Here is a 20,604-nt window from a genome sequence, read left to right as displayed (position 1 = left end):
TCAGTTTGGGAATTTTCATGACCGCAGTACCACGCCGCTGTCGTCTTCCCACCATACGAACACTTCGTCATCCCAGGTCGGACGGGCGCCACGGCGCTCGGCGTTGGCGACGAAGGACTGGACGACCGTGCCGTTGGGCAGCTTGACGTAGAACACCGAATGACCGCCCAGGTAGGCGATGTCGTGGACCCGGCCACGCGACCAGTTGTACTCGCAGGTGGGCTGCTCGGTGGTCACCAGCAGCTTCTCCGGACGCAGGGCGTAGGTGATGCGCTTGTCCTGTACCGAGGTGGTCACGCCGTGGCCGACGTAGATCGGGCGCTCCAGCTGCGGACAGGCGATCAGCGCATGGGCCTCGGCGTCTTCCACCACTTCGCCGTCGAAGAGGTTGACGTTGCCGATGAACTCGCACACCTGGCGGCTGATGGGGGTCTCGTAGATGTCTACCGGGCTGCCGATCTGCTCGATGCAACCCAGGTGCATGATGGCGATGCGCTGGGCCATGGTCATGGCCTCTTCCTGGTCGTGGGTCACCATCACGCAGGTCACGCCCACGCGTTCGATGATCTCAACCAGTTCCAACTGCATCTGCGAGCGCAGCTTCTTGTCCAGGGCGCCCATGGGCTCGTCGAGCAGCAGCAGCTTGGGACGCTTGGCCAGCGAGCGGGCCAGGGCCACACGCTGACGCTGGCCGCCGGACAGCTGATGCGGCTTGCGCTTGGCGTACTGGGTCATCTGCACGAGCTTGAGCATCTCGTTGACGCGCGCGTCGACCTCCGCAGCCGGGAGCCGGTCCTGTTTAAGTCCGAAGGCGATGTTCTGCGCAACAGTCATATGCGGGAAGAGCGCATAGGACTGGAACATCATGTTGATCGGGCGCTCATAGGGCGGCATGTCGGTGATGTCGACGCCATCGAGCATGATGCGCCCTTCGGACGGACGCTCGAAACCCGCAAGCATACGCAGCAAGGTTGATTTACCCGAACCGGAGCCGCCGAGCAGGGCAAAGATCTCGCCCTTCTTGATGTCCAGGGACACGCTGTCCACGGCCACCGTCTCGTCGAACTTCTTGGTTACCCGGTCGATCTTTACCAACACCTCTTTGGGTTGCTGGTTGCCCTCAAGGGCTTTCTTGTAGGCACCGGAGGCTATTGCCATTACCACAACTCCCAGAATTTGCTACCCGACCACCGCGGCCGGGCGCGTTTACACAGCATGGGCGTGAACCAGGCTTCCTGCCCGACACCGCCACGGTTGAGCCGATGGTCCCGCCACACGACGGGCGTCACCGGCCTTGCATCATTTGCCCGACTTGACCTTGGTCCAGCTGCGGGTCATCAGCCGCTGGACTTTCGGCGGCAACTCCGCCGAAACATAGAGTTTGTCCAGCACCGCTTGTGGCGGGTAGACGGACTCGTCGGTGCGTACTTCCTGATCCATGAACTCCCCAGCCTTGAGGTTGGGGTTTGCGTAGCCGACGTAATCGCTGACCTTGGCGATCACCTCGGGCTTGAGCAGATAGTTGATGAAGGCATGGGCCTCTTGGGCGTTCGCCGCGTCGGCGGGGATGGCCAGCATGTCGAACCAGAGGTTGCCGCCTTCTTTCGGGATCGCGTAGGCGATCTGGATACCCTTGCCGGCTTCTTCGGCGCGCGAGGCCGCCTGGAAGATGTCACCGGAGAAGCCGGCCGCGACGCAGATGTCGCCGTTGGCCAGGTCGCCGATGTACTTGGAAGAGTGGAAATAGGTGACGTAAGGGCGTACCGCCAGCAGCTTCGCCTCGGCCTTCTTGTAGTCGTCCGGGTTGGTGCTGTTGGGGTCCAGGCCCATGTAATTGAGCACGGCGGGAATCATTTCGTCCGCCGAGTCGAGGAAGGCCACGCCGCACTGGCTGAGCTTCTTGATGTTTTCCGGCTCGAAGATCATCGCCCAGGAGTCGATCTGGTCGACACCAAGCACGGCCTTGACCTTCTCGACGTTGTAGCCGATGCCGTTGGTGCCCCACAGGTAGGGGACTGCGTACAGGTTGCCCGCGTCGTTGCGCTCGAGTTGCTTGAGCAGGTTGGGGTCCAGGTTCTGCCAGTTGGACAGTTGGCTGCGGTCGAGTTTCTGGAACGCGCCTGCCTTGATCTGCTTGCCGAGGAAGTGGTTCGAGGGTACGACGACGTCATAGCCGGTGTGGCCCGCCAGCAGCTTGCCTTCCAGGGTCTCGTTGGAGTCGAAAACGTCATACACCGGCTTGATGCCGGTTTCCTTCTGGAAATCCGCCAGGGTGGTCTCGCCGATATAGTCCGACCAGTTGTAGATATGCACCGTCTGATCCGCCTGGGCCTGGGAAACCAGGGACAGGGTGGCCGCGGCAGTGATCATCAGCTTGCGGATGGGAGAGTGCACAGCTTCGTCCTCTTGTCGTTCCGGCTGGGCCGGAGGTAGCTCGGGTCAATCCGGTAACCCGGGTCAATGAACTTGCAGCGTTTCGCAGCCCGGTCCGGGCACCGGCGGGGGAAACCCCGCCGGGCACGGCAGTCGTGCTTACTTGCCCGACTTGATGGTGGTCCAGGTACGGGTCATGGCGCGTTGCACCTTGGCCGGCAGGTCAGGGAAGGCGTAGAGCTTGGCCATGGTCTCCTGGCTCGGGTAGATGCCTGGGTCGTTGCGGATCGCCTCGTCTACCAGCGGGGTGGCAGCGGCGTTGCCGTTCGGGAACTGCACCTCGTTCGTAATCTCAGCCATGATTTCCGGCTTCATCAGGAAGTTCATGAAGGCGTAGGCGGCATCCGGGTTCGCGGCGTCAGCCGGGATGGCGACCATGTCGAAGAAGGTGCCGGCGCCTTCCTTGGGAATCTTGTAGGCAACGGTTACGCCACCTTTGGCTTCTTCGGCGCGGGACTTGGCCTGGTACACGTCACCCGAGTAGCCCACTGCCACGCAGAGGTTGCCGTTGGCCAGGTCAGAGATGTACTTGGAGGAGTGGAAGTAGGTCACGTACGGACGGATCTTCAGGAACAGCGCTTCGGCTTCCTTCAACTGCTTGGGGTCCTGGCTGACCGGGCTGTAGCCCAGGTAGTGCAGAGCGATCGGCAGGATCTCGGTCGGCGAGTCGAGGAAGGACACACCGCAGGCCTTCAGCTTCTCGATGTTCTCGGGCTTGAACAACAGGTCCCAGGAATCGACCGGGGCGTTGTCGCCCAGAACGGCCTTGACCTTCTCCGGGTTGTAGCCGATGCCGATGGAGCCCCACATGTAGGGGAAGGCGTACTGGTTGCCCGGGTCGGAAACTTCGACGGTTTTCAGCAGGTTCGGGTCCAGGTTCTTCCAGTTCGGCAGTTTGGACTTGTCCAGCGGCTGATAAACCTTGGCCTTGATCTGCTTGGCCAGGAAGTTGTTGGACGGCACCACGATGTCGTAACCGGACTTGCCGGCCAGGAGCTTGGCTTCCAGAGTCTCGTTGGAGTCGAAGACGTCGTAGACGACCTTGATACCGGTTTCCTTGGTGAACTTCTCGACGGTATCCGGCGCGATGTAGTCCGACCAGTTGTAGACGTGCAGCACCTTGTCGTCAGCCTGGGCCATACCGGCCACGGCACCCGCCAGGGTCATGGCGAGCAGGGTCTTGCCGAAGGTTTTGATCATGCGGGTAGCTCCATTGTTGTTGAAGTGTCCGAGTGGCGTCGTACCGAATACGCCACCACTCGGTGAGCCTGGCCAACGCACCGGCGAAGTCTGGCAAGGTAGAGGGCCTGCTTACAACAGGCGGCATCTCCAAATGCCACCATCAAGCCCTCTTTTTCTTAGCCTTTTACTTCAGCCAAGGTGAGGTCCAGGCACTTGCGTGCCTTGGTCACCAGTTCGTCGACTTCATCTTTGCTGATCACCAAAGGCGGCGAGATGATCATGGTGTCACCCACCGCGCGCATGATCAGGCCGTTACGGAAGCAGTGCTCACGGCACAGCATTCCGATACCACTGGCAAAACGCTCACGGGTCTGCTTGTTCTTGACCAGTTCCAGGGCCGCGACCATGCCGACACCGCGCGCTTCGCCAACCAACGGGTGATCGGCCAGCTCTTGCCAGCGTTGCTGCAAATACGGTGCCGTCTCGGCCTTCACTTTCTCGACGATCTTCTCTTCACGCAGGATGCGGATGTTTTCCAGCGCCACAGCGGCTGCTACCGGATGACCAGAGTAGGTGAAGCCGTGGTAGAACTCCCCTCCCTCATTCAGGGTATGGACGATCTCGTCGCGGACAATCACGCCGCCCATGGGGATGTAGCCGGAGGTCAGGCCCTTGGCGATCGGCATCAGGTCCGGGGCGTTGCCGTAGTACTGGCTGCCGAACCATTCGCCGGTACGGCCGAAGCCGCAGATCACTTCATCGGCGATGAACAGGATGTCGTACTTGGCGAGGATCTCGCGGATCTTCGGCCAGTAGGTTTCCGGCGGGACGATCACGCCACCCGCGCCCTGGATGGGCTCGGCGATGAAGGCGGCAATCTTGTCCTCGCCCACTTCGAGAATCTTCTTCTCCAGCTGTTCGGCCGCCCAGACGCCAAACTCCGCCGGTGCCATGTCGCCACCCTCGCCGAACCAGTACGGCTGGGCGATGTGTTCGATGCCCGGGATCGGCAGGTCGCCCTGCCCGTGCAGCGCCTTCATACCGCCAAGGCTGACACCCGCCACGGTGGAGCCGTGGTAGCCGTTCCAGCGGCCGATGATGACTTTCTTCTGTGGCTGGCCCTTGATCGCCCAGTAGTGGCGGACCATGCGCAGCACGGTGTCGTTGGCTTCCGAACCCGAACCGGTGAAGAACACGTGGTTCATGCCTTCCGGCGCGATATCGGCAATCGCCTTGGAGAGCTCCACTGCCGGCGGGTGCGCGGTCTGGAAGAACAGGTTGTAGAAGGGCAGTTCACGCATCTGCCGGGTCGCGGCCTGGACCAGTTCCTCACGGCCGTAGCCGACGTTGACGCACCACAGGCCGGCCATGCCATCGAGGATCTTGTTGCCTTCGCTGTCCCAGATGTACACGCCTTCGGCCTTGGTGATGATCCGCGCGCCCTTGGCGTTCAGCGCCTTGTAGTCGGTGAACGGTGGCAGGTGGTGGTCACGACCTAGCGCTTGCCATTCAAGGGTCTTGGGGTTGGTCACTTGGCTATTCATTTCACTACCTCAGTAAACACACATCAGGAGGGCCGGCCGAGGCGGCCGGCCTCCGTTCCAGATCAGACGGAGAGCAGAAGGAATTCACGTTCCCAGGAGCTGATCACCCGTTTGAAGTTCTCATGCTCGGCACGCTTGACCGCCACATAGGCCGTCACGAACTTGCCGCTCAGGTATTTCTCGATGTCCCGACAGGACTCCATGCGCTCCAGCGCGGCCTCCAGGGTCAGCGGCAGGCGCAGGTTGCGGCGCTCATAGCCACGACCTTTGACCGGCGCGCTGGGGTTAACGCCTTCCACCATGCCGATGTAGCCGCACAGCAGACTCGCGGCGATGGCCAGGTAAGGGTTGGCGTCAGCGCCGGCCAGGCGGTTTTCCACGCGGCGGTTCTGCGGACCGGCATCCGGTACGCGCAGGCCCACAGTGCGGTTTTCCTCACCCCATTCCACGTTCACCGGCGCGGAGGTATCCGGCAGGAAACGACGGAAGGAGTTCACGTTCGGCGCGAACAGCGGAAGCACTTCGGGGATGTACTTCTGCAGGCCGCCAATGTGGTTGAGGAACAGCTCGCTCATGGAGCCGTCATCGTTGGAGAAGATGTTCTTCCCGGTTTTGATGTCGATCACGCTCTGGTGCAGGTGCATGGCGCTGCCCGGCTCATCGGTGATCGGCTTGGCCATGAAGGTCGCCGCTACGTTGTGCTTGAGGGCGGCCTCGCGCATGGTCCGCTTGAACACCAGGATCTGGTCGGCCAGGTCCAGGGCGTCGCCGTGACGGAAGTTGATCTCCATCTGCGCCGGACCTTCCTCGTGGATCAGGGTATCGAGGTCCAGGTCCTGCGTTTCGCACCAGTCGTACATGTCCTCGAACAGCGGGTCGAACTCGTTCGCCGCATCAATGGAGAAGGACTGGCGGCCGGTTTCCGGGCGGCCAGAACGGCCCAGCGGGGCCTGCAGCGGGAAGTCCGGGTCATCGCAGCGCTTGGTCAGGTAGAACTCCATCTCCGGCGCCACGATCGGCTTCCAGCCCTTGTCGGCGTAAAGCTTGAGCACCTTCTTCAGAAGGTTGCGCGGAGACAGTTCGATGGGGTTGCCCTGCTTGTCGAAGGTGTCATGAATCACCATCGCGGTGGGCTCGATGGCCCAGGGCACGAGATAGACGGCGCTCTCGTCGGGACGGCAGAACATGTCAATGTCCGCCGGGTCGAGCAGCTCGTAATAGATGTCGTCTTCAACATAGTCGCCGGTCACGGTCTGCAGCAGCACACTCTCGGGGAGGCGCATGCCCTTTTCGTCCAGGAACTTGTTGGTCGGCGAGATCTTACCGCGAGCAATGCCGGTAAGGTCGCTGATCATGCATTCAACTTCGGTGATTTTGCGTTCTTTCAGCCAGCTGGTCAGCTGGTCGAGCTTGGTAGTCATAAAGACCTCAGGGTTGAGAGCTTCACTAGGAGGCATCTACAGGTTCTTGCCGATCACGCCGCACGAGGCGGCCGGCCGCGATCAGTACAGTCCGAACTGCGCGACACGGCAACTTCGCCGGTTTCCTGAAGAGTTCTCCCGCTCAGCGTTGCCCCGCCTTCTCCCTGCAAGCCTCACCAAAGGCCTGGAAGATGGCGAGATAGTTTGGGTTGGTCCGTACTTGCCACTCGGGGTGCCATTGCACACCTAAGGCAAAGCGCCTGGCGCCTTCGACCGAAAAGGCCTCGACCAACCCATCGGGCGCCAGAGCCTCTACACGCAGGCCCGGCGCCAGACGTTCAACGCCCTGGCCATGAATGGAGTTGACTTGAATCTCGGACGGCAAGCCGATGCCGTCGAGCATGCCACCTGGCTGCACCTGCAACCGGTGACGGGGAGCGTATTGCACGTCGAGCGGCTCGTCGGCCGGCTCGCGGTGATCCATGTATCCTTCTACTTCATGCACGCGCTGATGCAGGGTGCCGCCGAAGGCCACGTTCATTTCCTGGAATCCCCGGCAAATGCCCAGGACGGGAATGCCGGCGGCAACAGCGGCTCGGACCAGCGGCAGAGTAGTGCGATCCCGGGCGGGATCGTGTCGGGTGCCTGGCGCGGACGCGGGGCCTTCATAATGATGGGGCTCCACATTGGACGGGGAGCCGGTAAAGAGAAGACCGTCCAGGCTGGCCAGAAGGGTCGATTGGTTCATTAGTTCAGCCAGGGCCGGAATAACCAGCGGCACACCGCCAGCTCCGACCGCTACCGCACGAACATACTTGTCACCAGCTATATGATAGGTCTGAGGACCGATTTCTCTGGTGCAAGCGGTTACGCCGATCAGCGGCAGGCGAGGCATGAGACACCCGTTTTATTTGTCTGTTATGGGTTTCGACCGAGCTTAGCGTTGTTCATTTTTTTACACAATAGGGCTGTAAAAAATTGAACACGCCCCACTGAGCACCCCGTCCAGCATGGCTCCAAGAGAGGTTCGTATGCCCCAGAACGCCCCAAAACTGGCCATCGAGCCCGTTTTTAGGGCAAAATAGGGCTCGCTTGACATCGAAGGGTGATTCGGATTGACTCATACCTTAGATAGAGCGTGATTGATATTTTTAACAAAAAAGGTGTTGCATCATGTCGGTACCCCCGCGTGCCGTTCAGCTTCAAGAAGCGAACGAGTTCCTTAAGGAGCATCCTGAGGTCCAGTTCGTCGACCTGTTGATTGCAGATATGAATGGAGTGGTACGAGGCAAGCGAATCGAACGCGCCAGCCTGACCAAAGTCTACGAGAAAGGCATCAACCTCCCCGCTTCGATCTTCGCTCTCGATATCAATGGTTCCACCGTCGAAAGCACCGGCCTTGGCCTGGACATCGGCGACGCAGACCGCATCTGCTATCCCATCCCCGACACCCTCAGTGACGAGCCCTGGCAGAAGCGCCCGACCGCGCAGCTGCTGATGACCATGCACGAGGTCGAAGGCGAAGGTGACCCCTTCTTTGCCGACCCGCGTGAAGTCCTGCGCCGTATGGTGGGGAAATTCGACGAGCTTGGCCTGACCATCTGCGCCGCGTTCGAACTGGAGTTCTACCTGATCGACCAGGAGAACATCAACGGCCGCCCGCAGCCGCCGCGTTCCCCTATTTCCGGCAAGCGTCCGCAGTCCACCCAGGTTTACCTGATCGACGACCTCGACGAGTACGCCGACTGCCTGCAGGACATCCTCGAAGGCGCCAAGGTCCAGGGCATCCCGGCCGACGCGATCGTCAAGGAAAGCGCCCCGGCCCAGTTCGAAGTCAACCTGCACCATGTCGAAGACGCCCTCAAGGCCTGCGACTATGCCGTACTGCTCAAGCGCCTGATCAAAAACATCGCCTACGACCATGAGATGGATACCACCTTCATGGCCAAGCCCTATCCGGGGCAGGCAGGCAACGGTCTGCACGTGCACATTTCGCTGATCGACAAGAAGACTGGCAAGAACATCTTCGCTGCCGATGATCCCGAGCAGAACGCCGCTTTGCGCCATGCAGTCGGCGGTGTGCTCGAGACCATGCCCGCGTCCATGGGCTTCCTGTGCCCGAACGTGAACTCCTACCGCCGCTTCGGCGCACAGTTCTATGTGCCGAATGCGCCGAGCTGGGGCCTGGACAACCGCACCGTGGCCGTCCGCGTACCTACTGGCAGTGCGGATGCCGTGCGCATCGAACACCGCGTGGCCGGTGCCGACGCCAACCCCTACCTGATGATGTCGGCCATCCTGGCGGGTATTCACCACGGCCTGACCAACAAGATCGAGCCGGGTGCGCCCATCGAAGGCAACTCCTACGAGCAGCTGGAACAGAGCCTGCCGAACAACCTGCGCGACGCGCTGCGCGAGTTGGACGACAGCGAAATCCTGGCCAAGTACATCAGCCCGGATTACATCGACATCTTCGTCGCCTGTAAGGAAAGCGAGCTGGAGGAGTTCGAGCACTCCATCTCCGACCTCGAGTACAACTGGTACCTGCATACCGTGTAAGCGAGTCCACAACGCCGGCCCCCTGGGCCGGCGTTGTTGTATCTGCACCCTTTGCAACACCCCGGCGTAGCGGGCCGTTCCGGCTGCCGGCGCCGTGCAGCACACGAAAGACCCAGCAACCAGAACCCGCATGCTCATACCAGGGAGGACGTCATGCCCCGCTTGCTCGCCCCGCTGTTGCTCGCATTGCTCCCCGCACTGGCCCAGGCCGAAGACCAGATTCACGTTTACAACTGGAACGACTACATCGCCCCCGAGGTGCTGGAAGAGTTCCAGAAAGAGACCGGTATCAAGGTCGAGTACCACACCTTCAGCAGCGCCGATGAACTGGACAAGGCACTGGCCAGCGGCGAGCCGATCGACATCGCGGTCCCCTCGCACAACGACCTACCCCGGCTGATCAAGGAAGGTCGTCTGCAGCCCCTGGATTTCTCCCGGCTACCCAATCGCCAGCACCTGGACAAACAGCTCCTGAGCAAGCTGGCAGCCATGGACCCGAACAACCAGCATGCCGTGCCCTACCTCTGGGGCGCGGTGGGCCTCGCGGTGAACATGCCGCTAGCGGAGAAAGCCTTCGGCGGCCCGCTGCCCCATAGCTGGAGCCTGCTGTTCGACGCCGGACAGAGCGCGCGCCTTGGCCAGTGCGGCATCAGCCTGCTGGACGCCCCTGACGAAACCCTCGCCGTGCTGCTCAACTACCAGGGTCGCAACCTGGCTCGCAGCGCGCCGAGCCGGCTCAAGCGCAGTGCCGAAACCCTCACCGCCCTGCGCCCACACCTGCGCTATATCGACGGTGAGCGCTATATCGCCGACCTCAACGCCGGCAACCTCTGCGTCGCCATGGCCTGGGTCGGTGACGCCCTGAACGCCGCCGCGGCCGGCCAGCCAGTGACCTTCATGGTTCCGGACGAAGGCTCGGTGGTCTTCATCGACAACATGGTGATCCCCACCAGCGCCAACCGCGCCGACCTCGCACACCAGTTCATCGACTTCATGCTGCGTCCGCAGGTAGCGGCAAAGGTCACCAGCGCCACGCTCTATCCGAGCGGTAACGCCGACGCCCGCCAGTACCTGGACGAATCCCTGCGCAACCAGCCTGGCCTCTACCCGGACAAGGAAACCAAGCGCCGCCTGTTCCCCGTAGAGCCCGTACCGGAGAAGCTCAGCACGACCCGCGACGAGGTGTGGACGGCGTTCCGCGAAGGCAAGTAGCCGGTAGGGTGCGCCGCGTGCACCAAAACGCCCGCGCAACACCCCGGTGCGCACGGCGCACCCTACGACGAAATCCAATCGCGATTGACGCGCATCGCTGCGCGCTCTATTGCCCAGGAGCCACCGACTGGATTCCAATAGCGGCTCTACGGAAAGGAGCCCCCCATGTCGCGTACCGCCACCGCCCGCAAGCCGCGCGCCAGCAGCCAGCTGCGCATCGCAGCGATTCTCGACGCCGCCCGCGCCCTCCTGGCCGAGCAGGGCGTGGCCAACCTGTCGATCTACAGCGTTGCAGAACGCGCGGAGATGCCGCCCTCCTCCGTCTACCACTTCTTCTCCAGCGTGCCGGCCATCCTCGAAGCCCTCACCGCGGATATCCACGCAGACTTCCGCGCCTGCCTGCAGCAGCCCATCGCGCACGGCGGCCTGCGCCAATGGCACGACCTTTCGCGAGTGGTGGAAGAACGCATGCTGTCGATCTATGCCGGCGACGCCGCGGCGCGCCAACTGATCCTCGCCCAGCACGGCCTCACCGAAGTCACCCAGGCAGACCGCCAGCACGACATCGAACTGGGCCGGCTGATGCATGCGCTCTTCGAGCGCCACTTCGAGCTGCCAGTGCTGCCCGAGGATGTGGACGTTTTCGCCTTGGCCATGGAACTGGGCGACCGCGTCTACGCCCGCTCGGTCCAGCTGCACGGCGAGATCACCCCGCGCCTGGCCGAGGAAGGCATGCGTGTGTTCGATGCCTACCTGGGTTTGTACCTGCCGCCCTACCTGCCGAAGCGCGCCTCGCCCAAGGGCGACTGAGCCGACCAAAAGCCGATATTTATCTGCAAATAAATCAGAATTCCTTTCCTGATAGAAAAAACGCGCTTTAAATACGGATTTTTATCGGATATAAAGTCGCCATCCACACGGCGGCTCTCCCCCGCCAGCGAGGAAATGTCCCGATTACCGATAGATATCCGGAAATCGATCCTGATTCGTCCTGACGAGGTGTCTCCATGTCCCGCATCGTTACCGTCGCCGCCACCCAGATGGCCTGTTCCTGGAATCGCGCCGCGAACATCGCCAACGCCGAGAAGCTAGTCCGCCAGGCCGCTGCCAAGGGCGCCCAGATCATCCTGATCCAGGAACTCTTCGAGACCCCCTACTTCTGCCAGAAGCCGAATCCGGACTACCTGCAGCTGGCGACACCGACCGAGACCAACGAGGCCATCGCGCACTTCCAGAACGTCGCCCGCGAGCTGCAAGTCGTGCTGCCCATCAGCTACTTCGAGCAGGCCGGCCGCGCGCGCTTCAACAGCATCGCCATCATCGATGCCGACGGTGCCAACCTGGGCGTCTACCGCAAGAGCCACATCCCGGACGGCCCCGGCTACCACGAGAAGTACTACTTCAACCCCGGCGACACCGGCTTCAAGGTTTGGAACACCCGCTACGCCAAGATCGGCGTGGGCATCTGCTGGGACCAGTGGTTCCCGGAAGCCGCGCGCAGCATGGCCCTGCTGGGTGCCGAAATCCTCTTCTACCCGACCGCCATCGGCAGCGAGCCGCATGACACCAACATCACCTCCCGCGACCACTGGCAACGCGTCCAGCAGGGCCATGCCGGCGCCAACCTGATGCCGCTGGTGGCCTCCAACCGCATTGGCAAGGAAGAGCAGGACGGCTACGACATCACCTTCTACGGCTCCTCCTTCATCGCTGACCAGTTCGGCGCCAAGGTCGAGGAACTGAACGAGACCGAAGAAGGCATCCTGGTGCACAGCTTCGACCTGGACAAACTCGAGCACGTGCGCAGCGCCTGGGGTGTGTTCCGCGACCGCCGCCCGAACCTATACTCCCCGATCAAGACCCTGGACGGCTCCCTCGAGTCGTAATGCCCGAATCCAGGGGCCAGCCCGATGGCGATGCACTGTTCGCCAGCGGGTTGGCCCCTGCTCTTTCAAAAGCTGCTCGGGATCTCGCGAGCTAGAGAAGAACAAGGCGAGAATGGCTGAGGGCGCGGAGTTTACGAGCTGTAAATGAGCAAGCCCGAAGCCATTCTCAACGCAGTTATTCCGACGCGCAGAAGATCCTGAACAGACTGACGGTGAATTGTCGATGAACACACTTAACAGCCTCCCCCGCGACGACGGCTTCCGCATGCCCGCCGAGTGGGAACCCCATACCCGCACCTGGATGGTCTGGCCGGAGCGCCCCGACAACTGGCGCCTTGGCGGCAAGCCCGCCCAAGCGGCTTTCACCGCCGTGGCCAAGGCCATCGCCCGCTTCGAGCCGGTGACCGTCTGCGTCTCCGCCACCCAGTACGAGAACGCCCGCGCGCGCCTCGACAAGCCGAACATCCGCGTGGTGGAAATCAGCACCGACGACGCCTGGGTCCGTGATACCGGCCCGACCTTCGTGGTCAACCACAATGGCGACGTTCGCGGCGTGGACTGGACCTTCAACGCCTGGGGCGGCTTCGATGGCGGCCTCTACTTCCCCTGGAACCGCGACGACCAGGTAGCGCGCAAGATCCTCGAGATCGAAGGCTGCAAGCGCTACCGCACCGACGGCTTCGTGCTGGAAGGCGGCTCCATCCACGTGGACGGCGAAGGCACCCTGATCACCACCGAAGAATGCCTGTTGAACAAGAACCGCAACCCGCACCTCTCCCGCGAGCAAATCGAGGCGGTGCTGCGCGAGCAGCTGGCGGTGCAAACCGTGATCTGGCTGCCGGACGGCCTCTACAACGACGAGACCGACGGCCACGTGGACAACTTCTGCTGCTACGTGCGCCCGGGCGAAGTCCTGCTGGCCTGGACCGATGACCCGCACGACCCGAACTTCCCGCGCTGCCAAGCCGCCATGAAGGTGCTGGAGCACGCTCGTGACGCCAAGGGCCGCCAGCTGGTGGTGCACAAGATGCCGATCCCCGGCCCGATCTACGCCACCGAGGAAGAATGCGCGGGCGTGGACCTGGTGGAAGGCACCCAGGAACGCGATCCGTCGATCCGCCTGGCCGGCTCCTACGTGAACTTCCTGATCGTCAACGGCGGCATCGTTGCGCCGAAGTTCGATGATGCGAAGGACGCCACGGCCGAAGCCATCCTCAAGCGCCTCTTCCCGCAGCACGAAGTGGTGATGGTGCCCGGCCGCGAGATCCTCCTCGGCGGCGGCAACATCCACTGCATCACCCAGCAGCAGCCGGCGCCGCAAAAGCGCTGAGCGAAGCCGGGATGAACGAACCCCCGCAAATGCGGGGGTTCGTTTTTTCGGGTCTGTCGGAAGCGACATCCTGTAGGGGCGAATTTATTCGCCAAGCAGACAGAAGGTCTGCCCTGCTTGGCATCGCAGGGCAGCTGCGCTGCCCTTGGCGAATGAATTCGCCCCTACAACAGAGCCCCCATTACCCGCTTTACAGCTTGGCGATAGACACCTCGGTGGATTTCACGAAGGCGATCACCTCGGAGCCGATGCCCAGCTCCAACTCGCGCACGGAGCGGGTGGTGATCACGGAGGTGACGATGCCGGCGGCGGTCTGCACGTCGATCTCGGAGAGCACCGGGCCTTCGATGATTTCCTTGATGGTGCCCTTGAACTGGTTGCGGACGTTGATGGCTTTGATGGTCATGGCGGTTATTCCTTTGCTCGGGGTATTGGGGTTTGGTTCAAAGCGCCCAGCGCAACTGCGTGGACAGGGGGGAAACGGGTTCGGGTTCCGGAGGGGCCGGCGGCAGCGCCAGCACCCGGTCCAGCACTTCGGCTTCCAGCGCGGCCAGGCGTGCCGAGCCACGGGCTCGTGGGCGATGCAGTTCGACGGCGAGGTCCAGGCCGATGGCGCCCTCTTCGATCAGGATCACCCGGTCGGCAACGGCCACAGCCTCACTGACGTCATGGGTGACCAGCAGCACGGTGAAGCCATGTTGCTGCCAGAGGCGCTCGATGAGCTGCTGCATCTCGATACGGGTCAGCGCATCCAAGGCGCCGAGCGGTTCATCCAGCAATAGCAAGCGCGGCTGGTGAATCAACGCGCGGGCCAGGGCCACGCGCTGTTTCTGGCCACCGGACAGCGCCGCCGGCCACTCATGCGCACGGTCGGCCAGGCCCACTGCTTCGAGGGCTTCCAGGGCACGCGGGCGCCAGTCGCCGGACAAGCCCAGACCGACGTTATCGATCACCCGTTTCCAGGGCAGCAAACGTGCGTCCTGGAACATCAGCCGGGTGTCTTCGCGGGCGTCTTCCAGCGGCGCCGAGCCGGCCAGCAACTCGCCACGGGAAGGCCTGTCCAACCCTGCCAGCAGACGCAGCAGAGTGCTCTTGCCGCAACCGCTGCGACCGACCACGGCAACGAACTGGCCGGCGGGAATCAGCAGGTCGATGCCCTTGAGCACCTCGCGCTCGCCAAAGGCTTTGCCGATGCCACGCAGCGCCAGCGGAATGCCGCGCTTGAGGCGTTGTGGAGTCTGCAATGCGGCGTTCATGCGGCACCTCCCTTGGTCTGGTAGGCCGGGTGCCAGCGCAGCCAGATACGTTCGAGGCCACGGGCCGCCACGTCGGCCAGCTTGCCGAGCACCGCGTAGAGCAGGATCGCCAGTACCACCACATCGGTCTGCAGGAACTCGCGGGCGTTCATCGCCAGATAGCCGATGCCGGAGCTGGCGGAAATCGTCTCGGCGACGATCAGCGTCAGCCACATGAAGCCGAGGGCGAAACGCACGCCCACCAGGATCGAGGGCAGCGCGCCGGGCAGGATGACCTGGTGGAACAGTGCGAAGCCGGACAACCCATAGCTGCGCGCCATTTCCACCAACGCCGGGTCGACGTTACGGATGCCGTGGTAGGTGTTGAGGTAGATGGGGAACAGGGTGCCGAGGGCAACCAGGAAAATCTTCGCCGACTCATCGATGCCGAACCACAGGATCACCAGCGGGATCAGCGCCAGGTGCGGCACGTTGCGGATCATCTGCACCGAGCTGTCCAGCAGGCGCTCGCCCCACTTCGACAGGCCGGTGGTGAAGCCCAGCAGCAGGCCGAGGCCGCCGCCGATGGCGAAGCCAATCCCGGCACGCCAGCCACTGATGGCCAGGTGAGTCCAGATCTCACCGCTGGACAGCAGGTCCCAGCCCGCCGCCAGCACCGCGCTCGGCGCCGGCAGGATTCGGGTAGACAGCAGGCCGGTTTCCACCGCGACCTGCCAGATCGCCAGCAGCACCACGGGCAAGGCACAGGGCGCCAGGCGCAGAAGTATGGATTCGAGTTTCATCCCCGCGCCCTCAGCTCTGCGATGCCAGCGTGTGCAGCTTGGCCTCGGGCAGGGCCTCATTGGCCACCATCTCGCCGAAGGGGCTGACGAAGCCCAGGCCATCGTTGGTGCGCGGACGGGCCACGTCGAGGTGGGGGAACAGCAGTTCGGCGACGCGGTAGGACTCTTCCAGGTGCGGGTAGCCGGAGAAGATGAAGGTGTCGATGCCGAGGTCGGCGTATTCCTTCACCCGCGCGGCCACGGTCGGGCCGTCTCCCACCAGCGCGGTGCCAGCACCGCCACGTACCAGGCCGACGCCGGCCCAAAGGTTGGGGCTGACTTCCAGCTTGTCGCGGCGACCATTGTGCAGGGCGGCCATGCGCTGCTGGCCCACCGAATCGAAGCGGGCGAAGGCAGCCTGGGCCTTGGCGATGGTCGCGTCATCTAGGTTCTCGATGAGGCGGTCGGCAGCCGCCCAGGCGGCTTCATTGGTTTCGCGCACGATCACATGCAGGCGGATGCCGAAGCGCACGGTGCGGCCCTGTTTGGCGGCCTTGACGCGTACCTGTTCGATTTTCTCCTTCACCGCTGCCGGCGGCTCGCCCCAGGTCAGGTAGAGCTCCACCTGCTCGGCCGCGAGGTCCTGGGCCGCTTCGGAGGAGCCCCCGAAGTACAGCGGCGGACGCGGTTGCTGCAGCGGGGGGTAGAACAATTTGGCGCCCTTCACCTGGATGTGCTTGCCGTCGTAGTCGACGGTTTCGCCCTCCAGCACGCGGCGCCAGATGCGGGTGAACTCCACCGAGGCTTCGTAACGTTCCTCATGGTTCAGGTGCAGGCCGTCGGCGGCCAGTTCGTCCGGGTCGCCGCCGGTCACCAGGTTGAACAGCGCGCGGCCACCGGACAGGCGATCCAGGGTCGCCGCCTGACGCGCCGCCACGGTCGGCGAAATGATCCCGGGGCGCAGGGCCACGAGGAACTTCAGGCGCTGGGTCACGGGGATCAGCGAAGCTGCCACCAGCCAGGAATCCTCGCAGGAACGCCCGGTGGGGATCAGTACGCCGCCGAAACCGAGGCGGTCGGCCGCCTGGGCGATCTGTTGCAGGTAGCCGTGGTCAACGGCGCGGGCACCTTCGGATGTGCCGAGGTAGTGGCCGTCGCCGTGGGTCGGCAGGAACCAGAAGATGTTCAAGCTCATGGAGTGGTCTCCTTAAAAAACCTCCCCTCTCCCGCTTGCGGGAGAGGGGCCGGGGGTGAGGGAAGCGCCGGCCGGGCTCGATCTCGCCCATTGCTTCGGAATTACTGCTGCGCGACCTTCGCGGGCGGCGTCCAGATCACGTCGGCAATGCTGAGTTTTTTCGGGATCAGCTTCAGCGCAGTGAAGGTGTCGGCGATTTTCTGCTGCGCGGTGACGACCTCTGGGCTCAGCGGCTGGGCACCGTAGCCCTGGCGCTTCACCGCGATGGAGGTGATGTCCTTGGGCAGGCCCAGCAGCGGCGCAACCTGTTCGGTGACCTTGTCCGGATCGGCCTTGGAGTCCTCGCCCACGGCGCGCACTTCCTCGATCAGCGTGTTGATCACCTGCGGATGCTTCTGCGCATAGGTGCGAGTGGCCAGGTAGAACTGATGGTTATCCACAAGCCCTTCGCCATTGCGCAGGGTGCGGGCTTCCAGTTGCTTCTCGGCGGCGGCCTGGAAGGGGTCCCAGATCACCCAGGCATCCACGCTGCCACGCTCGAAGGCGGCACGGGCGTCGGCCGGGGGCAGATAGACGGGCTGGATGTCGCTGTACTTCAGGCCGGCATCCTCCAGCGCACGCACCAGCAGGTAGTGCACGTTGGAGCCCTTGTTCAGCGCGACCTTCTTGCCGGCCAGTTCCTTCACCGACTGGATGGGCGAACCCTTGGGCACCAGGATCGCTTCGCTCTGCGGAGCCGGCGGTTCAAAGGCCACGTAGAGCAGGTCGGCGCCAGCGGCCTGGGCGAACACCGGAGGCGTCTCGCCGGTTACGCCGAAGTCGATGGAACCCACATTGAGGCCTTCCAGCAGCTGCGGGCCGCCGGGGAACTCGGTCCATTTCACCTCGATGCCCTGGTCAGCCAGGCGTTTCTCCAGCGTGCCCTTGGCCTTGAGCAGCACCAGGGTGCCGTACTTCTGGTAGCCGATCCGCAGGGTTTCGGCCTGTGCTTGAGTGATGGCGCCGAAAGCCAGGGCAGCCGCAAACAGGGCAGCCAGGCTCCGACGCAAAGTGATAGTGCGCATGGCGCTCTCCTCATGACTTTGCTTGTGGTGTCGTTGCCTGCTGGCCCGTTAGCGGGTGAGTAAGGCGGGGTCGTTCAGTGCGCGGAATGCGCCGGGTAGATCAGCGGTTGGGTTGCGGTGTCAGGCGCAGGTACGGCCGGACCGCCTTGTAGCCGCGCGGGAAGCGCTGGCGAATCTCGTCTTCATCCTTGAGCGAGGGCACGATCACCACATCGTCGCCGTCCTGCCAGTTGGCCGGGGTGGCGACCTTGTGATGGTCGGTCAGCTGCAGGGAATCGATCACCCGCAGGATTTCGTTGAAGTTGCGCCCGGTGCTGGCCGGGTAGGTGATGGTCAGGCGCACCTTCTTGTTCGGGTCAATGATGAACAGCGAACGCACGGTAAGGGTGTCGTTGGCGTTCGGGTGGATCAGGTCGTACAGGTCGGACACCTGGCGGTCGGCGTCGGCGATGATCGGGAAATTCACCAGGGTGCCCTGGGTGTCGTTGATGTCCTCGATCCAGCGGTGGTGGGAATCCACCGGGTCGACGGAAAGGGCGATTGCCTTGACCCCGCGAGCGGCGAACTCATCCTTCAGCTTGGCGGTGAAGCCGAGCTCGGTGGTGCACACCGGGGTGAAGTCGGCAGGGTGCGAGAACAGCACGCCCCAGTTGCTGCCCAGCCATTCGTGGAAGCGGATGCGGCCTTCGCTGGAATCCTGTTCGAAGTCGGGGGCGATGTCGCCGAGGCGGATACTCATGGTGCTGCTCCTGTGTCTGGGTGTCGTTCCGTGGGGCTCACTATGCGTAGTCGCATTGAAAATTAAAAAGAATAAATAACAATTTATTTATGCCATTAGGGAATATTTAGTTGCAGACGTGAAAAAGCCGGAAAGGCCTCTGGAATGAGGCTCCCGGCGGTTTCTATGGGGGCTAATTCATTCGCCAAGGACCGCGCAAGGGCCCCGTAGGTTGGTGCAGAGCGCAGCGAAGCCCAACACGACCAAGCCACCGAGCAGGACCTCACTTCCCTCACCCCAACCCTCTCCCAGAGGGAGAGGGGGCAGTCCGTGCGTCTTACAGCAGCGTCAGGGTGTAGCTCAGGATCAGGCGGTTCTCGTCCTGGTCGCGGGCAGCGTCGCTGCGCAGCGCGGCGTTACGCCAGGACACACCCAGGCCTTTCAGCGGGCCGTCCTGCAGCACGTAGTCGAGGCGGAAGTCACGCTCCCACTCGCCCTGGTCGCTACCCTGGGTTTCGATGTTGCTGCCCTTCAGGTAGGTAGCCACCGCCTTCAGCCCCGGCGCGCCGAGCTTGGCGAAGTCGTAGCCGTATTCGGCCACCCAGGTGCGCTCGCCGGCGCTGAGGAACTTGCCGATCTGGCGGTCGGTGATCAGGTAGGCGGTGGCACCATCACCCTGGTTGAGGAAGGGGAAGGCGCTGTCGCCGGAGACCTGCTGGTAGCCCAGGCTGGCCGCGTGGCCGCCGAGGGTGTAGGTGAACAGGGCGCTCCATGTGCGGTTGTCCACTTCGAAGCGGTCCGGGTCGTTGGCCGCCCAGTTGCCCGAGCTGCGGAAGCCTTCGCGACGGCCCTCAACACTGGCGTTCTTGCCGTCGGAGTCGCTGTAGAAGTAGCGCAGGTCAGACTTCAGCGCGCCCACCGGCAGCGCCCAGTTGTGGGTCAGGCCGACGAAATGCTGTTGGTAGAAGTCTTCCAGGTTGCCGTAGTAGTACTGCGCGAGCAGGTTGTCGCTGACCTTGTAGTCACCGCCGGCGAAGTAGAACGTGTTGACGAACTGGCCGCTGCGGGCGTTGTTCGCGCCGGCGATGGACAGACCACGGGCGTCGCTGGAGTTACGCCCCTTGGCGTGTTCCAGCTGGCCACCGACCAGGGTCAGGCCGGCGATTTCGCTGGAGGTGATCTGCCCGCCCTCGAAGGTCTGCGGCAGCAGGCGGCCGTCGTTGTAGGTCACCACCGGCAGCTTCGGCAGCAGGGTGCCGATGCGCGCTTCGGTCTTGGAGATGCGCACCTTGCCTGTCACGCCCAGGCTGCCGAAATCATCCTTGGCGCGGCCATCGTTGTCGGTCGGGAACACGGTGCCGCCATAGCTGGCGCTGGTCGGGTTGTAGTGGCGGCCCTTGCCGGAATCCAGCTTCATGCCCAACAGGCCGAGGGCATCGACGCCGACGCCGACGGTGCCTTCGGTGTAGCCCGAGGCGTAGTTGAAGAGGAAGCCCTGGCCCCACTCCTCCTGCTTGGACGGCGCGGCGGCGAACTGGCGGTTGTCCGAGTTGATGTAGAAGTTACGCAGGGTCAGGCTGGCCTTGCTGTCTTCGATGAAACCGCCGGCGGCGGCTTGCTGGGCCAGCACGCCGAGGGCGACGGCCAGGGCGAGGGACGACTTGTTCATGCTCGATGCTCCATTGCGATCTTGTAAGGGTGTTGGGGTGCCCGGAGCAGGAGCAGACGCGACGCGCCGCTGCGTGACCTTCGAAGCCACTGTCGTTTTCACAGGCTCCGGTGCAAATGCGATGCGGCGGTCCGCTTTCGGCAGGCCGCCACTCTAGAAGACGAAAGCTAATTTCTAAAAAGAATTATTTTTTAGATTCAAATAACTTTCAGCAATAAGCAATTCTACGGAGCCCGAGGAGTCGTCCGACCTAAGCTAATGCAAAAAAATTATTTATTTCTTGTTTTTTAGATCAATTAGATTGTCTCCACCGGACCACCGGACACCCTGAGCGCACTACACCCTGTCCCGTGGACCGGCCTCCAAGACCGGCC

The 20,604-nt window shown here is 62.9% G+C and carries 18 protein-coding genes; 5 read left to right on the top strand and 13 right to left on the bottom strand.

What is annotated here, in order from left to right:
• Positions 1 to 15 precede the first annotated feature (15 nt).
• From THL1_RS00990 to THL1_RS00965, 6 genes are all read right to left on the bottom strand, one after another.
• On the bottom strand, positions 16 to 1,158 hold the full coding sequence (locus THL1_RS00990) for an ABC transporter ATP-binding protein (RefSeq protein WP_069081528.1): 1,143 nt from the start codon (positions 1,156 to 1,158) through the stop codon (positions 16 to 18).
• Positions 1,159 to 1,299: 141 nt separating this feature from the next.
• Positions 1,300 to 2,370, bottom strand: coding sequence for a polyamine ABC transporter substrate-binding protein (locus THL1_RS00985; protein WP_069086373.1), 1,071 nt, complete (start codon positions 2,368 to 2,370; stop codon positions 1,300 to 1,302).
• Between the two features lie 162 nt (positions 2,371 to 2,532).
• Positions 2,533 to 3,633, bottom strand: coding sequence for a polyamine ABC transporter substrate-binding protein (locus THL1_RS00980; RefSeq protein WP_069081527.1), 1,101 nt, complete (start codon positions 3,631 to 3,633; stop codon positions 2,533 to 2,535).
• A 158-nt stretch (positions 3,634 to 3,791) separates the two neighbouring features.
• Complete coding sequence (locus THL1_RS00975; protein ID WP_145928241.1) at positions 3,792 to 5,159, bottom strand: aspartate aminotransferase family protein; 1,368 nt, start codon at positions 5,157 to 5,159, stop codon at positions 3,792 to 3,794.
• 62 nt (positions 5,160 to 5,221) lie between these two features.
• Entirely contained in the window at positions 5,222 to 6,580 is a 1,359-nt protein-coding gene (locus tag THL1_RS00970; RefSeq protein WP_069081526.1) for a glutamine synthetase family protein, read from the bottom strand.
• Between the two features lie 142 nt (positions 6,581 to 6,722).
• Positions 6,723 to 7,475, bottom strand: coding sequence for a gamma-glutamyl-gamma-aminobutyrate hydrolase family protein (locus tag THL1_RS00965; protein WP_069081525.1), 753 nt, complete (start codon positions 7,473 to 7,475; stop codon positions 6,723 to 6,725).
• Between the two features lie 278 nt (positions 7,476 to 7,753).
• Between THL1_RS00965 and THL1_RS00960 the strand changes: the two genes are divergently transcribed.
• From THL1_RS00960 to aguA, 5 genes are all read left to right on the top strand, one after another.
• Positions 7,754 to 9,139, top strand: a complete 1,386-nt coding sequence (locus tag THL1_RS00960; RefSeq protein WP_069081524.1) for a glutamine synthetase family protein — start codon at positions 7,754 to 7,756, stop codon at positions 9,137 to 9,139.
• Positions 9,140 to 9,292: 153 nt separating this feature from the next.
• Positions 9,293 to 10,351, top strand: coding sequence for a polyamine ABC transporter substrate-binding protein (locus tag THL1_RS00955; RefSeq protein ID WP_069081523.1), 1,059 nt, complete (start codon positions 9,293 to 9,295; stop codon positions 10,349 to 10,351).
• A 165-nt stretch (positions 10,352 to 10,516) separates the two neighbouring features.
• Positions 10,517 to 11,161 (top strand): TetR/AcrR family transcriptional regulator, encoded by a 645-nt coding sequence (locus THL1_RS00950; RefSeq protein ID WP_069081522.1) that lies wholly within the window; start codon positions 10,517 to 10,519, stop codon positions 11,159 to 11,161.
• 197 nt (positions 11,162 to 11,358) lie between these two features.
• Positions 11,359 to 12,237 carry an N-carbamoylputrescine amidase gene (gene aguB, locus THL1_RS00945; protein ID WP_069081521.1) on the top strand — a complete coding sequence of 293 codons (879 nt, stop codon included), beginning with the start codon at positions 11,359 to 11,361 and terminating at the stop codon, positions 12,235 to 12,237.
• 223 nt (positions 12,238 to 12,460) lie between these two features.
• The gene (gene aguA, locus THL1_RS00940) at positions 12,461 to 13,567 is read left to right on the top strand and encodes an agmatine deiminase (protein WP_069081520.1); all 1,107 of its coding nucleotides are present in this window, start codon (positions 12,461 to 12,463) and stop codon (positions 13,565 to 13,567) included.
• Between the two features lie 190 nt (positions 13,568 to 13,757).
• Here aguA and THL1_RS00935 read toward each other — a convergent pair whose 3' ends face one another.
• The 7 genes from THL1_RS00935 to THL1_RS00905 form a co-directional block, all read right to left on the bottom strand.
• Entirely contained in the window at positions 13,758 to 13,973 is a 216-nt protein-coding gene (locus tag THL1_RS00935) for a TOBE domain-containing protein (protein WP_003455791.1), read from the bottom strand.
• Positions 13,974 to 14,010: 37 nt separating this feature from the next.
• Positions 14,011 to 14,823: an aliphatic sulfonates ABC transporter ATP-binding protein gene (ssuB, locus tag THL1_RS00930; protein WP_069081519.1), complete on the bottom strand. Its 813-nt coding sequence runs from the start codon at positions 14,821 to 14,823 to the stop codon at positions 14,011 to 14,013.
• Positions 14,820 to 15,605 carry an aliphatic sulfonate ABC transporter permease SsuC gene (gene ssuC / locus THL1_RS00925; protein WP_069081518.1) on the bottom strand — a complete coding sequence of 262 codons (786 nt, stop codon included), beginning with the start codon at positions 15,603 to 15,605 and terminating at the stop codon, positions 14,820 to 14,822. Before ssuC ends, ssuB begins: the two co-directional genes overlap by 4 nt.
• Before the next feature lie 10 nt (positions 15,606 to 15,615).
• Complete coding sequence (gene ssuD / locus THL1_RS00920; RefSeq protein WP_069081517.1) at positions 15,616 to 16,779, bottom strand: FMNH2-dependent alkanesulfonate monooxygenase; 1,164 nt, start codon at positions 16,777 to 16,779, stop codon at positions 15,616 to 15,618.
• Positions 16,780 to 16,880: 101 nt separating this feature from the next.
• Positions 16,881 to 17,843, bottom strand: a complete 963-nt coding sequence (locus THL1_RS00915; RefSeq protein WP_069081516.1) for a sulfonate ABC transporter substrate-binding protein — start codon at positions 17,841 to 17,843, stop codon at positions 16,881 to 16,883.
• A 100-nt stretch (positions 17,844 to 17,943) separates the two neighbouring features.
• A complete protein-coding gene (locus tag THL1_RS00910; protein ID WP_069081515.1) occupies positions 17,944 to 18,582 on the bottom strand; it encodes a peroxiredoxin in 639 nt (212 codons plus the stop codon).
• A 316-nt stretch (positions 18,583 to 18,898) separates the two neighbouring features.
• Positions 18,899 to 20,230, bottom strand: coding sequence for an OprD family porin (locus THL1_RS00905; RefSeq protein WP_069081514.1), 1,332 nt, complete (start codon positions 20,228 to 20,230; stop codon positions 18,899 to 18,901).
• Positions 20,231 to 20,604 lie beyond the last annotated feature (374 nt).

It is taken from the genome of Pseudomonas sp. TCU-HL1 (assembly GCF_001708505.1).
In the GTDB taxonomy this organism is placed as follows: domain Bacteria; phylum Pseudomonadota; class Gammaproteobacteria; order Pseudomonadales; family Pseudomonadaceae; genus Metapseudomonas.
The sequence above is the reverse complement of the archived record's forward strand: the minus strand, read 5'-3'. Positions and strand labels throughout refer to the sequence as shown.

Excerpts from the sequence above, each read along its gene's own strand:
- aguB (WP_069081521.1), top strand. The coding sequence starts at position 11,359 with ATGTCCCGCATCGTTACCGTCGCCGCCACCCAGATGGCCTGTTCCTGG.
- THL1_RS00960 (WP_069081524.1), top strand. The coding sequence starts at position 7,754 with ATGTCGGTACCCCCGCGTGCCGTTCAGCTTCAAGAAGCGAACGAGTTC.
- aguA (WP_069081520.1), top strand. The coding sequence starts at position 12,461 with ATGAACACACTTAACAGCCTCCCCCGCGACGACGGCTTCCGCATGCCC.
- ssuC (WP_069081518.1), bottom strand. The coding sequence starts at position 15,605 with ATGAAACTCGAATCCATACTTCTGCGCCTGGCGCCCTGTGCCTTGCCC.
- THL1_RS00955 (WP_069081523.1), top strand. The coding sequence starts at position 9,293 with ATGCCCCGCTTGCTCGCCCCGCTGTTGCTCGCATTGCTCCCCGCACTG.
- THL1_RS00905 (WP_069081514.1), bottom strand. The coding sequence starts at position 20,230 with ATGAACAAGTCGTCCCTCGCCCTGGCCGTCGCCCTCGGCGTGCTGGCC.
- THL1_RS00950 (WP_069081522.1), top strand. The coding sequence starts at position 10,517 with ATGTCGCGTACCGCCACCGCCCGCAAGCCGCGCGCCAGCAGCCAGCTG.
- THL1_RS00990 (WP_069081528.1), bottom strand. The coding sequence starts at position 1,158 with ATGGCAATAGCCTCCGGTGCCTACAAGAAAGCCCTTGAGGGCAACCAG.
- ssuB (WP_069081519.1), bottom strand. The coding sequence starts at position 14,823 with ATGAACGCCGCATTGCAGACTCCACAACGCCTCAAGCGCGGCATTCCG.
- THL1_RS00965 (WP_069081525.1), bottom strand. The coding sequence starts at position 7,475 with ATGCCTCGCCTGCCGCTGATCGGCGTAACCGCTTGCACCAGAGAAATC.
- THL1_RS00970 (WP_069081526.1), bottom strand. The coding sequence starts at position 6,580 with ATGACTACCAAGCTCGACCAGCTGACCAGCTGGCTGAAAGAACGCAAA.
- THL1_RS00915 (WP_069081516.1), bottom strand. The coding sequence starts at position 17,843 with ATGCGCACTATCACTTTGCGTCGGAGCCTGGCTGCCCTGTTTGCGGCT.
- THL1_RS00935 (WP_003455791.1), bottom strand. The coding sequence starts at position 13,973 with ATGACCATCAAAGCCATCAACGTCCGCAACCAGTTCAAGGGCACCATC.
- ssuD (WP_069081517.1), bottom strand. The coding sequence starts at position 16,779 with ATGAGCTTGAACATCTTCTGGTTCCTGCCGACCCACGGCGACGGCCAC.
- THL1_RS00975 (WP_145928241.1), bottom strand. The coding sequence starts at position 5,159 with ATGAATAGCCAAGTGACCAACCCCAAGACCCTTGAATGGCAAGCGCTA.
- THL1_RS00985 (WP_069086373.1), bottom strand. The coding sequence starts at position 2,370 with ATGATCACTGCCGCGGCCACCCTGTCCCTGGTTTCCCAGGCCCAGGCG.
- THL1_RS00980 (WP_069081527.1), bottom strand. The coding sequence starts at position 3,633 with ATGATCAAAACCTTCGGCAAGACCCTGCTCGCCATGACCCTGGCGGGT.
- THL1_RS00910 (WP_069081515.1), bottom strand. The coding sequence starts at position 18,582 with ATGAGTATCCGCCTCGGCGACATCGCCCCCGACTTCGAACAGGATTCC.